This window comes from Curtobacterium sp. MCLR17_039, from assembly GCF_003234745.1.
GTDB lineage: Bacteria > Actinomycetota > Actinomycetes > Actinomycetales > Microbacteriaceae > Curtobacterium > Curtobacterium flaccumfaciens.
This window is the reverse complement of record NZ_QKTF01000004.1, coordinates 1-15,500: the sequence shown is the minus strand read 5'-3', so window position 1 is coordinate 15,500 and position 15,500 is coordinate 1. Positions and strand designations below refer to the sequence as shown.

Sequence of the window (15,500 nt, the reverse complement as noted above, 5' to 3'; positions counted from 1 at the left end):
TTCAGGGCTGCTGCGGGTCGTCGGTCGGCGCGTTCCGGCGGGCACGACGTCGGGCGAGCCACCAGCACACGGACCCGACGGCGGCGGCCAGGGCGGCGAGCGCGGCGGCGAGGCCGACCCCTTCGGCACCGGTGTAGGCGAGAGCTCCCACGGGCGCGGCGGCGCCGTGGTCAGCTGCCGGAGCACCCGCACGCCCGTCGTCAGCACCCGCCCCGGGGCCGTCGCCGTCGCCGGGGCCGCCGCCACCGGATCCGTCCCCGTCGTCCGGTGCCGGACCGGTCGTCGGCGCAGGGCTCGGCGCCGGTCCGTCGTCGTCCGGGTCGACGACGATCGCCACGCCGGTGGAGGGGTCGCCCCCGTCCGGGTCGGTCGGCGAGGTCGCGGTCGCCACGTTCACCACGTCGGATCCGTCCCCCCGGTAGCCCGGATCGAGCACGGCGCGGATCCGGAAGGCCCGGGTCTCCCCCACGTCGAGCGAGGCGTCGGATCGGCACGTCACGCGCTGCCCCTCGGCGGTGCACCCGTCGTCCGAACCGGCGAAGCGCATGGCCTCGGGCAGCTCGTCGACGGCCCCGACGTGCTCCGCGACCGCCGGACCCCGGTTCCGTGCGGTCACGAGGTACTCGACCTCGTCTCCGGGTGCGACGGTCGACGGTGACACCGACTTGTCCGTCTCCACGTGCGCGACGGCCGCCGGTGCCGTCGCGGTCGTGCTCGCCCGCGAGACGTTGTCCGTCTCGTTCGTGTCGGACAACGACGCAGGCGTGGCGATCGTCGCGACGCTCTCCAGGCTCCCCTCGGTGCCCGTGGCGACCCGCCCGTCGATCGTCACCACGGCCGAACCGTCGCGGGGCAGGGACAGGTCGGTCGCCACGTCACCGCTCCCCGTCGCGGTCGCGCAGGCGGAGCCCGCCGCCGCGGTGCACGTCCAGGTGACGTCCTCGATGCCGTCCGGCACGTCGACGTGCAACGGGCTCGGATCGGCGGCGTTCGGACCGGGGTTCCGAGCCGTGACGTCGTAGCGGACGGGGTCGCCGGCCGTGACGGTCGCGGGCAGGTCGTGCTCGACCGACAGGTCCGCCGGCTTCCACACCTGCAGCGCGTCGACCTCGTGCTTGTCGACATGGCTGCCGGTGGCCGCGGCGAACCCGAGGCGGAGCGTGCTCGGCAGCGGGGCCTGTCCGTCGCCGTGCAGCGGCACCGAGTCCAGTACCGTCCGCAGGGCCTCGCCGGCCTGGATCCGGACCGTCACGGCGAGGCCGCCGTCGGCCTCGGGCAGCAGGGTGACGCGGACCTTCCGCGGTGTGGCTCCGTCGGTCACCGTGCCGCCGGGGGCCGCGACGCCGGCGACGTACCGGTAGCCCTCGGTCCCGTCGCCCGAGCCGCGGACGACGACGTGGTCGGCCTGGGCACCGGGACCGGAGTCGTTGATGCGCGACGAGAAGTTGCCGTAGTGGTCGATCGCGACGGCGGCGAAGCCACCGGGGACCCCCGGCAGGTCGCACGGGCGTCCACCGCCCTCGGTCACGGTGCTGCGGCAGGCGTACCCGAGACCGGCGCCGTACGAGCCGACACCCTGTGGTGCGGCCCCGTCGGCCAGGTACAGCAGCAGGCCGTCGGCCCCGGGGTCGTCCTTCGCGGTGTACATGGCGTAGGTGAACTCGATCTCGAGCCCGGTGTCGGAGGGGAACGTGTCGTTCGTCGACCAGGCCCCGGCCTGGTTCCGGACGTCGTCGGTGAGTCGCAGGCGACCGTCGGACACCGCGGCGTCACCCTGCAGGGTGCCGCCGGACGCACTGGAGAACTCGTTGACGTAGGGGAAGTCGAGCGCAGCGGCGCTCGACCCGGACGGGAGCACGGCGGGCGCCGCGAGCACGCCGAGCGCGGTCAGCGCGGCGCCGACCGCAGCGAGGCGGCGGACGACGCGCGGCCGGAGTGGTCGTGGACCGGATGCTGGAGCAGTGGGATCTGTCATGCCCCGATGCTCGCGATCGGGAGGTCACCCCCGGGCGGCGGCGAGACGATCTGTGGAACGCCACCACGGGCCTCCGGGCTGTGGAGGAAGAACCTGTCCGCTCAGGCCAACCACACCGTCGTCTCGCCGGGCAGCACACCGGGCGAGACCTCGTCGAGCGGTCCCGACGCGACGACCACGGTGCCGGCGGGCAACGGCACCGGCTCCGTGCCGAAGTTCGTGAACGACCGCCAGCCGTCGTGCCGGGCGAACGCCACGACCTCGGAGCCGGACTCCAGCCACGTCAGCGCCTCCCCCTGCTGCAGCCGACGTCGTGCGGCCAGCGCCCGGCGGTACAGCGACAGGGTCGACCCGGGATCGCCGTCCTCGGCCTCGACCGAGGACTCCCCGAAGTCCTGCGGCTGCGGCAGGTGGGGTGCGACGTCCCCGAAGCCGAACGACGGCCCGGAGCGCGTCCACGGGATCGGCACGCGGCAGCCGTCCCGGCCCTTCACGGTGTGCCCGGTGCGGAGCCACTTCGGGTCCTGCAGCAGGTCGCGCGGGATCGCGGCGGCCTCGTGCAGCCCGAGCTCCTCGCCCTGGTAGACGTACGACGACCCCGGCAGCGCCAGCATCAGCAGCGTCGCCGCGCGTGCCCGGCGGAGCCCCCGTGCACGGTCGAGCTCCGGCGTCGTGCCGTCCGTCATGAGCCAGGCGTCGGTGTCGGTGCCGTCCGGCAGGCCGTACCGGGTGGGGTGCCGTACGACGTCGTGGTTCGACAGCACCCAGGTGCTCGAGGCACCCGAGTGCTCCGAGGCGGCCAGGTTCCGCTCGATGATCTGACGGAACGCCTCGGGCTCGAACGGGGCCTCGAGCAGGTCGAAGTTGAAGGCCTGCCCGAGCTCCGTCGGCCGCGCGTACAGGACGCGGCGGGGTGCAGGGGCCCAGGCCTCGGCGACCGCGGCACGGGGCGGCTCGTACTCGTCGAGCACCCGACGCCAGGTGGCGAAGATCTCGTGCACCTCGTCGCGGTCGTACAGCGGATCGGAGCCGTCGAGCGGCAGGTCCTGCTCGTTCGAGGGCCGGTACGGGGTCGACAGGTCCTTCGCCAGACCGTGCGCGACGTCCACGCGGAACCCGTCGACACCGCGGTCGGACCAGAAGCGCAGCGTGTCCTCGAAGTCGGCGCGGACCTCGGGGTTCGACCAGTCCAGGTCCGGCTGCTCGGGGGCGAACAGGTGCAGGTACCACTGCCCGTCCGGTACCCGGGTCCACGCGCTGCCGCCGAAGTTCGACACCCAGTCGCTCGGCGGCAGTTCCCCGGAGTCGCCGGACCCCTCGCGGAACACGTACCGCGCACGCTCGGCCGACCCCGGCGAGGACGCCAGTGCGGCCCGGAACCACTCGTGCTGGTCCGAGGTGTGGTTCGGCACGATGTCGACGATGACCTTCAGGTCGTGCTCGTGGGCGGCCCGGACCAGGGCGTCGAGGTCGTCGAGGGACCCGAGCTTCGGGTCGACGGCACGGTAATCAGCGACGTCGTAGCCCCCGTCGGCGAGCGGCGACGGGAAGAACGGTGAGAGCCACAGCGCGTCGACACCGAGCGACGCCAGGTACGGCACCCGGCTGGTGATGCCCGCGACGTCACCGAGCCCGTCGCCGTCGGTGTCGGCGAAGCTGCGTGGGTAGACCTGGTAGACGACGGCATCGCGCCACCAGGTCGGGTCGGTGGTTCGTGGCGTGCTGGCCGGGGTCCGAAGCGTGGTCACGTCGCCACCGTACCCAGGGGGCTGGGAATAGCGCCCCGTACGATCGCATTGGTTGTCGCTGACACCTTTCCGTCCAGCAACAGCATCCCGCAACAGAAGGAGCTCCATGACGAACGTCCTCGTCCTCGTCGGCAGCCTGCGCGCCGACTCCATCAACCGCAAGCTCGCCGAGGCCGCCGCGCACCACGCGCCGGAGGGCATCGAGCTGCACACCTTCGACGGCATCGTCGACCTGCCGTTCTACAACGAGGACATCGACGGCGACACCCCGCCCGCCGCTGCCGTCGCCTTCCGCGACGCCGTCGCCACCGCGGACGCCGTCCTGCTGATCACCCCCGAGTACAACGGCACCATCCCCGCCGTCCTGAAGAACGCGCTCGACTGGGGTTCGCGTCCGTTCGGCGCCTCGCCGCTGTCCGGCAAGCCCCTCGCCGTGATCGGCTCGGCGTTCGGCCAGTACGGCGGCGTCTGGGCGCACGACGACGCCCGCAAGGCCGCCGGCATCGCCGGCGCGAAGGTCCTGGAGGACGTCAAGGTCGCCATCCCGCAGTCGGTCGTCCGCTTCGCGGAGACCCACCCGCGTGAGGACGCCGAGGTCACGACGCTCGTGCAGGGCGCGCTCACCGCGCTCGCCGAGGCCGCAGCCGGCACGGACGAGCAGGCAGCCGCGTAACGCGACGAACCATCAGACAGGAGGCCCGTGGCGACCCCGCCACGGGCCTCCTGTCCGTCCGGTGCGGACGCAACGGTCGTTGCGAACGCATCGGACGGTGCGGACGCAACGGTCGTGGCGGAACCCGGGAGTCCGCTCGACGACCGAGATACGAGACGGGTTACCCTGAACGCCATGTCGACGCAGGAGATCACCGAGGCGTCCGGGTACTGGTTCCCGGACGACGACGCGACCCAACGCGGGGTCGCGGTGCTCAACGCCCTGCGCCGGTACCGATCCGCCGAGACGGCCATGCGCCGCCGGACCCGCGACTCGATGGGCATGGGCGAGACCGACCTGCTCGCCGTGCGCTTCCTGCTGCAGGCGCAGCGCTCCGGCACCGCCGTGAGCCCGAAGGACCTCGCCGCGTACCTCAAGATCTCGTCGGCCTCGACGACGATCCTCATCGACCGCCTGGTCAAGTCGAACCACGTCCGCCGCGACCCGCACCCCACCGACCGACGGGCGCTCGTCATCACGCCGACGACCGAGACCGACGACGAGGTCCGCGCCACGCTCGGCGTGATGCACCGCCGGATGATGTCGATCGCCGAGGGACTCCCCGCGTCCGAGGCGCGGATCGTCGCCGGCTTCCTGGAGCAGATGCGCGAAGCCGTCGACCAGGTGGACCCCGCGCCGTCGCACTGAGCGGCACCGCGCCGGACGCCCCCGGGGGACGCTGCCTCCGAGCGCACTGAGAGCGTGCACTGCGGCACCGCGTAGACCGGAACGGTCACACCGACGCGAAAGGAGCCACAACCATGCACGCTTCGGACAAGATGGCCAAGAACCTCCAGGCGGTCCTCGTGGACCTCATCGACCTGCACCTGCAGGGCAAGCAGGCCCACTGGAACATCCTCGGCACCAACTTCCGCGACCTCCACCTGCAGCTCGACGAGATCGTCGACGCGGCTCGTGAGTTCGCCGACGACACCGCCGAGCGCATGCGCGCGCTGTACCTCGTGCCGGACGGCCGATCGGCGACCGTCTCCGCGGGCAGCCACCTCGACGCGTTCCCCTCGGGCGAGATCACCACGCACGACGCCATCGACCAGGTCACGCTCCGGCTGTACCAGGCGACCGGCACCATGCGCGACGTCCACGACGAGGTCGACGAGGAAGACCCGACGACCGCGGACCTGCTCCACGGCTTCATCGAGCGCCTCGAGCAGCTCGCGTGGATGGTCTCCGCCGAGAACCGCGCGCCCAGCACCCCGCTGGCCTCCGCCACCACGCCCGCCGTCGCCGACGCGTCGGCGCACGCGTAGGGGCCGCCGACGCGTCGGCGCACGCGTAGGGGCCCGGGTGGACCTCGGTATCCAGGGCAAGACCGCACTCGTCTTCGGCGGCGACTCCGGCATCGGCTGGAACACGGCGCGCATCCTCCTGGCAGAGGGTGCGACCGTGGTCGTCACCGACATCGACCAGAGCCGTCTGGACACCAGTGCGGACCAGCTCGAGGCACCGCTCGGCAAGCTCCACGCCTTCGCCGCCGACGTCCGGAGCGCCGAGAGCCTCGCCGCCCTGCACGACAAGGTGCGCGAGGCCGTCGGCGAGATCGACATCCTGGTGCAGTCCTCGGGTGTCACCGGCGCCCAGGGCATGTTCCACGAGATCGACGAGGCCGGATGGGCGGAGACGATCGACATCGACCTGATGGGGCCGGTGCGGATCACCCGCGAGTTCATCGGTGACCTGCGCCAGGGCGGCTGGGGACGCATCGTCTACCTGGTGTCCGAGGACGCCTCGCAGCCGTACGACGACGAGCTGCCCTACTGCGCCGCCAAGGCCGGGGTGCTTTCGTTCGCGAAGGGCCTGTCGCGCTCCTACGCCTCCGAGGGCCTGCTGGTGAACACGGTCTCCCCCGCGTTCATCCACACGCCGATGACCGACGCGATGATGGACAAGCGGGCCAAGCAGCGCGGGACCTCGTTCGACGAGGCCATCGGCAGCTTCCTCGAAGAAGAGCGGCCGTACATGGAGCTCAAGCGCCGCGGCGAGCCGGAAGAGGTCGCGAACGTCGTGGCCTTCCTGTGCTCCGAGCTGGCCAGCTTCGTGAACGGCGCCAACTACCGGGTCGACTCCGGCTCGGTCGCCACGATCTGATCGTGGCGCCACAGCACCGCCAGGAGGCGTCATGACCGACTTCCGCTACCTCATCGTCGGCGGCGGGATGGTCGCCGACGCCGCTGCCCGCGGCATCCGCGAACTCGACACCGACGGGTCGATCGGGATCCTCAGCGAGGACGTCGACCGGCCCTACGCACGGCCCGCGCTGTCGAAGAAGCTCTGGACCGACCCGGACTTCAGCTGGGACGACAAGGTCGACCTGCACACCGAGGAGACCGGGGCGCAGTTCGTCCTGGGCACCGCGGTGACCGCGATCGACCGTGCCGCGAAGACCGTCACGACGGCCGACGGCGCGACCCACGGCTACGAGCGGCTCCTGCTCGCGACCGGAGGGAAGCCGCGCGGGTTGCCGGGGCTGTCCCCGTCGGCACGCGTGCTCGACTACCGCAGCGCGTCGGACTACCGCCGGCTGCGCGAACTCGCGGACGCCGGAGCACACGTCGCCGTCGTCGGCGGCGGGTACATCGGCCAGGAGATCACGGCGGGCATCGTGCAGAACGGTGCGCGCGTCACACTGGTCGACCCGGACGAGGTCGTCGGCGGACGCATGTTCCCCGAGGACCTGGCACGGGCGTTCCAGCAGCGCTTCGTCGACCACGGTGTGGAGCTCCGCACCGGCCGCCGGGTGTCCGAAGGCACCGAGACGGCGGACGGCGTGCGGCTGACGCTCGACGACGGCTCCGTGGTCGAGGCCGACGCGGTCGTCGCCGGACTCGGCATCGAGCCCGCAACGCAGCTCGCCGCCGACGCCGGACTCACCGTCCGCGACGGCATCGTGGTGACCTCGACACTGCTCACCGACGACGACTCCGTGTTCGCCGCCGGTGACGTCGCCGAGTACCCGGACCGGATCCTCGGCACGCGCCGGGTGGAGCACGTCGACAACGCCCAGCAGCAGGGTCGGCAGGCCGGCCGCAACCTGGCCGACGCCGACGAGACCTACGACCACACGCCGATGTTCTACTCCGACGTCTTCGACATGGGGTACGAGGCGGTGGGGCAGGTCAGTTCGAAGCTCCGCACGGTCGAGGACTGGCAGGACCCCACCGTGACCGGCGTCGTCTACTACCTGGACGACGACGACACAGTCCGGGGCGTGCTGCTCTGGAACGTGTGGGACAAGACCGACGAGGCCCGCAAGGTCCTCGCCGAGGCGAACGCACTGACGCCCGACATGCTGCCGGGCCGCATCACGCCCTGACCGCTCGCCCGTCGCGGTGGTCGCGACGCCCTGGAGGCCCGGTGCCGGTCCGTCGGACCGGCGCCGGGCCTCCAGGCGGTCGCCCGCAGATCCCGACGCCCGCTGCTTCGACGGTGCTGGCTGGTTCGATGGTGCTGGCTACTTCGACTCCGGCGCGACTTCGTCGACGACCGCCCGGCGGTCCGCCGGGTCGACCGGCAGGTCGTCGCCGTCGGCCATCGCGACGGCGTGCGCGGACTTGGCCGCCTCGAGTGTCTCGTCGTCGTTCCGGGCCATCCCGAACAGCTCGATGAAGCGCGACTTGACCAGCAACCAGGCGTCCCCCGGGCTGAGCCGCGCCAGGTCCGACGACGTCGAGTGGTCGCGCACCCGCTGCAGCGACGACACTCCCCGGTCGGGGATCCGGTGGTCGACGTGCGCCACCGCGAGCCGCGCGACCGCGTCGGCCTGTGCGTGCATGACCGAGTGTGCGCCGTCGACGACCTCGCGGAGGACCGCGTACGGGAACACCCGCGCCAGCCGGCGGACCCAGTCCCGCGGCACCATCGCGTCGTGCTCACCGCGGACGATCAGGGTGCGGGCCTGCACGTGGGCGGCGCGCTCCTCGATCGGGAACGCGATCATCCGTGGCAGGACCTTCCGGAACCAGTGCCACCCGCACAGCGCGTACGCCGTGATGCCGTGCCAGCGGACCGCGGCGGGCTCGTGCAGCGTCGACCGGAGGAACCGGAACGCCGACTGCCGCACCGTGCGCGCCGACGAGTCGACCACCGGGCTGATGAGCACGAGGTCGGAGATCCCCGGACGGCGGGCGGCGACCTCGGTGACGACCTGCGTGCCCATCGAGTGCCCGACCAGGACCGGGTCCTCGAGCCCGAGGTCGTCGATGACCCGCTCGACCGCGTCGGCGTAGCGCTCGATCGAGACCTTCCCGCGGAACCGCGGGACGCCGGCGAACCCCGGCAGGTCGAGCGCGTGCACCGGACCGTTCTCGTTGAGGTGGGGGGCGAGCCGCTCGTAGTAGGTCGACGCGATGCCCAGGCCCGCGACCAGCACGAAGGCCCGCTCGCCGGGCTCACCGATCGAGCTCACCCGGACGTAGGTGCCGTCGACCGCGACCCGGTCCACCTGCACCGTGACGTCGGCGTCCTCGGCCTGGGCGAGCTCGCCGGCCGGGTCCGGCCGGGGTGCCTGGCGTTCGTCGTCCACGTGGGTCTCCTCCGGTCGGGCGGTCGCCCAGGATACCCGGCCGCCGTCCGCGCGGGCGGCGACGACGTGCTCAGCCGCTGAAGGTGTTCGCGGGGAACCCGTGCACCGTCGTCGGCACCGCGAAGACCGCACCGGACCGCGGCGCCTGCTCCAGGTCCTGCTCGGTGAGGTTCTCGCGGGCCGTCCCGACGAAGAGCGTCGACATGTCCGGACCGCCGAACGCCACCGACGTCGGGTTGGCGACGGGGAGCTCCACCGTCTCCAGGTGCGAGCCGTCGGGCCCGTAGCGCTCGACGCGGGATCCGCCGTAGATCGCACTCCAGAAGCAGCCCTCGTCGTCGCGGACCAGGCCGTCGTGCGCCTGACCGACGATGAACGGCTCGAGTTCGCCGAGCTCGCCGTCCGGGCCGTACGACCCGCGGAAGACCGTCGAGGCACTGGTGTCGGTGACGTACATCGTGCTGCCGTCCTCCGACCACTCCATGCCGTTCGTCACGCCGAAGCCGCCGCGGAGCACCCGGGTCGTGCCGTCGGCCTCGATCGAGTAGAGCGCCGCATCGGGTTCGCCGGTCGTCACGTTCATGCTGCTGACCAGGAACCGGCCGAACGGGTCGCACTTGCCCTCGTTGAACCGGTTGCCCGAGGTGCTGTGGGTGACGCGGGCGATCTCGCGCTCCACGGCACCCTGCTCGTCCGTCACCACGACGGTGTCCCCGAGGGCCGCGACGAACCCGCCGGAGGCCCGGGGCTGGAAGCTCGCCAGCGGGGGCGGCAGCGGCACGCTCGACCGCACCGTGCCGTCGGCCTCGGCGGTGTTGAGGGTGCCGAGGGTGATGTCGGCCCACCGGAGCAGCTGTGCGGACGGGTCCCAGACGATGCTCTCGGCGAGGACCGCTCGGGCGTCGGCGAAGACGGTCGCGGGGCCGGTCGTGACGTTGGTGCTCATCGACCCCGTCTACCGCGGGGGCGGTCCGTGCTCGCTCAGGCGGCGCGGCTGCTGCGGTTGCGGCTGCGGCTGCGAGTTCACGGGCTCAGCGACACCTCACGCCCGCTTCGGCCCGTGAGGTGTCGCGCAGCGCGAAGGTCCGCGCCGGTCCGGTCGTCCGGACACCCGCGGGTCAGAGGCGGGCGAACCGCGCGCGGAAGAAGCTGTAGACGCCGAAGGCCAGGAACCCGATGCCGATCGCGACGAGGACGAACACCCCACCGGGCATGCTCCGCACGGCGTCGAACGCGGCGTCGAGGCCGGTGGCCTGGTCGGGGTCGCTCTGCAGCCCCGCGACGGCGATGAGCACGCCCACGATGACCACGGCGATCCCCTTGCCGACGTACCCGACGACGCCGAGCACGGTGACCACACGGTCGAGCTGACCCGACGGTCGCGAGATCTGCTTGCGGAACGACCGGCGGCAGCCGATCACCACGAGGCCGATGCCGACCGCGACCGCGATCCCCCCGGCGAGAAGCAGCACGAACACCCCTCCGGGCGTCGCCAGGGTCTTCGCCGCGGCGCTCTGCGACGAGCTGCTCGAGCTCGACCCGGCACCGAGCGCGTACGAGGCCGCCGAGTACGCGATCACGCCGTAGACCACGGCCTTCGCGACGTCCTTCAGCCGGGCGAGCCACCCCCGGGTGGTGTCGGAACGGCCGCCGACGATCGCCTCGACGATCAGGCGCACGGTGAGTGCGGCGGTGCCGACGGCGATCAGCCAGAGCAGGAACACCCCGCCGGGGACCGCGGCGATCTGCTGCAGCGCACCGGACTGGTCCGTCTCGCCGCCGGAGGACGCGTTGCCGATCCCGAGCAGGATCGCCAGGTACCCGATCAGCAGGTGGACGATGCCGCTGCCGACGAACCCGGCGCGTGCCGTGACCTCGAACCAGCGGCTGTCGGCTGCTCGCCGGACCTGTCGTCCGGTTTCCTTCGCTGCGTGCTCCGCCGTGTCGCTCATCACGCCCCAGCGTGCCCGACGCGTGCCGTCCTGTCCGGGGCGCGCCGGGCCGTGCGGTCCGCCACGTGGCGGACGGGAGGCCCGTGGCGGTGCCGCCACGGGCCTCCCGTCCGTCGGTGGGCGCGTCTCAGTCGCCCTTCACGTTGACGACCTGCCGCAGGGTGTGCCGGATCGACACGAGGTCCTCGGCGTCCGCCATGACCTGGTCGATCGGCTTGTACGCCGCCGGGATCTCGTCGAGGAACGCGTCGGTGTCGCGGTACTCGATGCCGGCCATCGCCTCGCGCAGCTGCTCGTGGGTGAAGGTCCGCCGGGCAGCGCTCCGCGAGAACAGCCGGCCGGCGCCGTGCGGCGAGGACTCGAGCGAGGGCTTGTTGCCGAGTCCCTCGACCACGTACGACGCGGTGCCCATCGACCCGGGGATCAGGCCGGGCTGACCGGCCTTCGCCTGGATCGCACCCTTGCGCGACACCCACACGGACTTGCCCCAGTGCGTCTCACGCTGCGTGAAGTTGTGGTGGCAGTTGATCCGCTCGCGCTCGTCGACGGGCGTGCCGACGGCCTCGGACAGCTGCCGGACGACGCGGTCCATCATCTCCTCGCGGTTGAGCAGCGCGAAGTGCTGGGCCCACCGGAGCTCGGCGATGTACCGGTCGAACTCCGGCGTGCCCTCGACCAGGTACGCCAGGTCGGGGTCCGCCAGCTGGATCCACCACCGCTCCATCGCCTTCTTGGCGACCTTGATGTGCCGCTGCGCGATCTTGTTGCCGACGCCTCGCGACCCGGAGTGCAGGAAGAGCCAGACCCGGTCCTGCTCGTCGAGGGAGACCTCGATGAAGTGGTTGCCGGACCCGAGGGTGCCGAGCTGGTTCCGCCACCCGCCGTGCACGCCGTCGGGGTCGAACCCGGCGGTCTCGGCCATCGTCTCGAGCTCGGCGATCCGGGGTGCGGCGGTCGCCACGATCTTCCGGTTCGACGCACCGGCCGACAGCGGGATCGCACGCTCGATCTGCTCGCGCAGCCCCTGCAGGTCGGCGGGCAGGTCGGTGGCGGTGAACTGCGTGCGGACCGCGATCATGCCGCAGCCGATGTCCACGCCGACGGCCGCCGGCATGATCGCACCGAGGGTCGGGATGACGGACCCGACGGTGGCCCCGAGGCCGAGGTGTGCGTCGGGCATGAGGGCCAGGTGCGGGAACACGAACGGCATGCGCGCGGTCGTGCGGGCCTGCTGCTCGGTGTTGTCCTCGAGCATCGAGGCCCAGCTGAGCAATCGGTCGTTGATCTTCTTCATGGAGTCGTCTCGCTTTCGTGACGGTCGAGGTGACGGTCCGAGACGGTCGTACGCCGGGCCTCCTGGTCGTCACCGGACGTGGCGGACGGGAGGAGGCGGTGCTGACGAACGCCCCGGGCCGGGTGGGCACGAGGCGTCGTGGGACGTCGCGTGCCTACGCGGGATAGCGGAGGGACCACTGCTGCTCGGGCAGCACGGCGGCCGCGGCGAGCTGGAACTCGACGCGTTCCTCGTTGTGCTGCACGGCGCGCATGCGCGGTCCTTCCGGTGTGCCCGGGGCGGGCGGTCTGCCGATCGGCAGGAGCACGACGCTAGTGCGACACGCCCGGGATGCGCAAGTCACGTGGGCGTGTCGGCTGTGCTCCGGGGTGCTCCGGCGGTTCGCCGGCGGTGCTCCGGCGGTGCTCCGGCGGTTCTCCACAGGCTGGAGGCCCGGCGTGCGTTCTCCACGAGGGGTACGTCCGCCTGATGGTCGCCGCCGGGGCCGGGGCAGGCTGGACGCATGACCGAGCGCACGCGAGACACCCCCGACGCGACCGAGAACGAGGAACGGACGAACGGGTACGTCCCGCTCCGTTCGTACGGTGCGATCGGCGACGGGCGGACGGTCGCCCTCATCGCGCTCGACGGCCGGATCGACTGGCTGCCGATCCCGTCGATGGACTCACCGCCCGTGTTCGCGAGCATCGTCGACGCCGAGCACGGCGGACACGTCGCCCTGCGGCCGGTGGACGACCAGGCGCAGGTGTCCCGCGCCTACCTGCCGGGGACGAACGTGCTCGTGACGACCTGGACGACCCCGTCCGGCACCGCCACCGTGACCGACGCCATGGTCACCGGAGTGGCCGGACGGCTGCCCTGGGCCGAGATCGGCCGCTGTGTGCAGGGGGTCGACGGTTCGGTCGAGATGGAGTGGGCGGTCGTGCCCGGCACGATCCTGAACACCGCGGAACCGCGCCGACTCGACACCGCGAACGGCACGGTGATCGGCGTCGACGGCGTGACCATCGCGATCGTCGAGCAGGGCTTCGAACCGGTGCACGACGACGGTCCCCGGTTCTCGGGGCGGTTCACGACGACCGAGGGCTCGAAGTCGATCCTGACCATCGTCGGCACGTACGACGAGCCGATCTTCCTGCCCGAGCCGGAGCGCACGCTCGAGGGGGTCGACCGCACGATCGAGAACTGGTCGACCTGGTCGAAGGAGTTCAGCTACGACGGCCCCTGGTCGGACGCCGTCCAGCGCAGCGCCCTCGCCCTGAAGCTCCTGATCTTCGCCCCCACCGGCGCCATCGCTGCGGCCCCGACGACGAGCCTGCCCGAGGACCGCACCGGCGGCAAGAACTGGGACTACCGGTTCGCCTGGGTGCGCGACCTGGCGTACACGGTGCACGCGCTCACCCGCTTCGGCCTGCGCGAGGAGACGCACGCCGCCGTGTCGTGGGTGATGCGCACGATCGCCGAGCACGACGAGACGATGCCGATCTTCTACGGACTCGACGGGTCGAAGAGCGACACCGTCGAGGAGCGCGACGTCCCGGGCTGGAACGGCATCGGACCGGTCACGATCGGCAACCGCGCCGGTGACCAGCTGCAGCTCGGGGTCTGGGGCGACGTGTTCGAGATCATGCGCCAGTACGTCCGAGCCGGCAACGTGCTCGACCGCAAGACGGCCTCGGTGCTGCAGGACCTGGCCGACGACGCGTGCCACCGCTGGGTGGAGCCGGACTCGGGCATGTGGGAGCTGCAGGAGGCGCAGCACTACACGACGAGCAAGATCGGCTGCTGGCAGGCGCTCGACGCGGCGGTCGAGCTGCACGACGCGGGGATGATCGACGGCCCGCGCGAGAAGTGGATCGAGAACCGCGAGCTCATCGAGGACTGGGTCGCCGAGAACGGGTGGAACGAGGAGCTCGGCCACTACGTCATGTACCCGGGCACCGACGCGCTCGACTGCTCGATCCTGCTGCACGCGATGTCGGCGTTCGACCGTGGACCGCGCATGGAGTCCACGATCCGCGCCATCGAGGAGCAGCTGCAGCACGGGCCGCTCGTGTACCGGTACTCCGGCATCCAGGACGAGGAGTCCCCCTTCGTGGCGTGCTCGTTCTGGCTCGCCGCCGCGCTCGCGTGCGTCGGACGCATCGACGACGCGAAGCAGCTGATGGACGACATGGTCGCGCAGGCGAACGACGTCGGACTGTTCAGCGAGATGCTCAGCGCCGTGGACGGGGACTTCATGGGCAACATCCCGCAGGGGCTGTCGCACCTGGCGCTCATCCAGGCTGCGCTGACCATCGAAGAAGTCTCAGAGAAGTCCTGACCGGGCTGGACGGCCCCTCGGGGGCGCGGGGCATCATGGCCTGACGATGAACGACGTCGATGCACGGATGGACCGGCTCCGCAGGGCCGCCCGCTACCGCTACCAGCAGCTCGTCGACCAGGAGATCGAGCGGGGGTCGCTCGACCCCGACGAGGTGCGCTCGGAACGCGAGGAACGTCGACTGCTCAAGGCCGCCGACGTCGCCGCGCACGCCCGGGCCCAGATCGCGGAGGCCGAGCGGCGCGGGGTCTTCGAGGGCAACCCGTACCACGGCAAGCCGCTGCCGGGCCTCGACGGGCAGCACGACCCGGACTGGTGGATCAAGTCGAAGATCGAGCGTGAGGACATCCGGGGCATCGCACCGCCGGCCCTGGCGCTGCGGACCGAGGACGCCGAACTCGACGACGCCCTCGATGCCCTGTCGCTCGAGACCGACGTGCGCGACGTCCTCGTGGACTTCAACGCGCGGGTGAAGGAGGCCCGGCGGCAGCTGCTCGGCGGGCCGCCGGTGGTGACGCCGATGCGGGACGTCGAGGCCGAGGTGCTCGCCTGGCGGGAACGCCGCGAGGTGCGCATGGCTTCGGCCGCGCGGGCAGCGGAGCAGGCGCGGCTCGAGGCGAAGCCGCGGCGGTGGTGGCGGCGGCGCTGAGCGGTGCGGTGCCGGGGGCGAGATTTCGCGCTGAGCGACAGTTCTCGCGAACCCGAGCGCGTGAGGTGTCGCCCAGCCCGTGACGACGGCGGCGGCTGCCGGCACGTCGTGCGCCGAGACGCCCGACGCTCGGCGCGCAACGCAAGTCGGCCCGGACCGCGCTGCTGCGTGGTCCGGGCCGACTGGGGTGGTGCGGGGTGTTACTTGATCTGGGCGGTGATGGTGGCGGTGCCGACGAGCAGGCCGCGCTTGACGGCGTCGGTGCCGAAGGTCTTGTTCAGCAGGCCGGCGGCGTCCTCACTGATGT

General features: G+C 72.0%; 13 protein-coding genes. 7 read left to right on the top strand and 6 right to left on the bottom strand.

What is annotated here, in order from left to right; genetic code table 11:
- Nucleotide 1 precedes the first annotated feature (1 nt).
- Together DEJ00_RS05705 and DEJ00_RS05700 are read right to left on the bottom strand one after the other, a co-directional pair.
- Nucleotides 2–1,975, bottom strand: coding sequence for a DUF11 domain-containing protein (locus tag DEJ00_RS05705; protein WP_146247875.1), 1,974 nt, complete (start codon nucleotides 1,973–1,975; stop codon nucleotides 2–4).
- 101 nt (nucleotides 1,976–2,076) lie between these two features.
- On the bottom strand, nucleotides 2,077–3,723 hold the full coding sequence (locus DEJ00_RS05700; RefSeq protein ID WP_111056681.1) for a glycoside hydrolase family 13 protein: 1,647 nt from the start codon (nucleotides 3,721–3,723) through the stop codon (nucleotides 2,077–2,079).
- Nucleotides 3,724–3,829: 106 nt separating this feature from the next.
- Here DEJ00_RS05700 and DEJ00_RS05695 point away from each other — a divergent pair, with 106 nt between their 5' ends.
- The 5 genes from DEJ00_RS05695 (at nucleotide 3,830) to DEJ00_RS05675 (ending at nucleotide 7,766) form a co-directional block, all read left to right on the top strand.
- Nucleotides 3,830–4,396 (top strand): NADPH-dependent FMN reductase, encoded by a 567-nt coding sequence (locus DEJ00_RS05695; protein ID WP_027464982.1) that lies wholly within the window; start codon nucleotides 3,830–3,832, stop codon nucleotides 4,394–4,396.
- 174 nt (nucleotides 4,397–4,570) lie between these two features.
- Entirely contained in the window at nucleotides 4,571–5,083 is a 513-nt protein-coding gene (locus DEJ00_RS05690; protein WP_027464983.1) for a MarR family winged helix-turn-helix transcriptional regulator, read from the top strand.
- Nucleotides 5,084–5,196: 113 nt separating this feature from the next.
- Entirely contained in the window at nucleotides 5,197–5,703 is a 507-nt protein-coding gene (locus DEJ00_RS05685; RefSeq protein WP_017886495.1) for a Dps family protein, read from the top strand.
- 37 nt (nucleotides 5,704–5,740) lie between these two features.
- Entirely contained in the window at nucleotides 5,741–6,541 is an 801-nt protein-coding gene (locus DEJ00_RS05680; protein ID WP_027464984.1) for an SDR family NAD(P)-dependent oxidoreductase, read from the top strand.
- 31 nt (nucleotides 6,542–6,572) lie between these two features.
- Complete coding sequence (locus DEJ00_RS05675) at nucleotides 6,573–7,766, top strand: NAD(P)/FAD-dependent oxidoreductase (RefSeq protein WP_110864985.1); 1,194 nt, start codon at nucleotides 6,573–6,575, stop codon at nucleotides 7,764–7,766.
- Nucleotides 7,767–7,904: 138 nt separating this feature from the next.
- Here the strand turns inward: DEJ00_RS05675 and DEJ00_RS05670 are convergent, their stop codons facing one another.
- The 4 genes from DEJ00_RS05670 to DEJ00_RS05655 form a co-directional block, all read right to left on the bottom strand.
- Complete coding sequence (locus DEJ00_RS05670) at nucleotides 7,905–8,975, bottom strand: alpha/beta fold hydrolase (RefSeq protein ID WP_111056680.1); 1,071 nt, start codon at nucleotides 8,973–8,975, stop codon at nucleotides 7,905–7,907.
- A gap of 70 nt (nucleotides 8,976–9,045) precedes the next feature.
- A complete protein-coding gene (locus tag DEJ00_RS05665) occupies nucleotides 9,046–9,921 on the bottom strand; it encodes an SMP-30/gluconolactonase/LRE family protein (protein WP_111056679.1) in 876 nt (291 codons plus the stop codon).
- A gap of 172 nt (nucleotides 9,922–10,093) precedes the next feature.
- A complete protein-coding gene (locus DEJ00_RS05660; protein ID WP_111056678.1) occupies nucleotides 10,094–10,927 on the bottom strand; it encodes a DUF1206 domain-containing protein in 834 nt (277 codons plus the stop codon).
- 127 nt (nucleotides 10,928–11,054) lie between these two features.
- Nucleotides 11,055–12,221 (bottom strand): RtcB family protein, encoded by a 1,167-nt coding sequence (locus DEJ00_RS05655; RefSeq protein ID WP_111056677.1) that lies wholly within the window; start codon nucleotides 12,219–12,221, stop codon nucleotides 11,055–11,057.
- Between the two features lie 502 nt (nucleotides 12,222–12,723).
- Between DEJ00_RS05655 and DEJ00_RS05650 the strand changes: the two genes are divergently transcribed.
- Both DEJ00_RS05650 and DEJ00_RS05645 read left to right on the top strand, forming a co-directional pair.
- Nucleotides 12,724–14,544 (top strand): glycoside hydrolase family 15 protein, encoded by a 1,821-nt coding sequence (locus DEJ00_RS05650; RefSeq protein WP_111056676.1) that lies wholly within the window; start codon nucleotides 12,724–12,726, stop codon nucleotides 14,542–14,544.
- Nucleotides 14,545–14,590: 46 nt separating this feature from the next.
- Complete coding sequence (locus DEJ00_RS05645) at nucleotides 14,591–15,193, top strand: DUF1992 domain-containing protein (protein ID WP_027464989.1); 603 nt, start codon at nucleotides 14,591–14,593, stop codon at nucleotides 15,191–15,193.
- The last annotated feature ends 307 nt before the right edge of the window (nucleotides 15,194–15,500 follow it).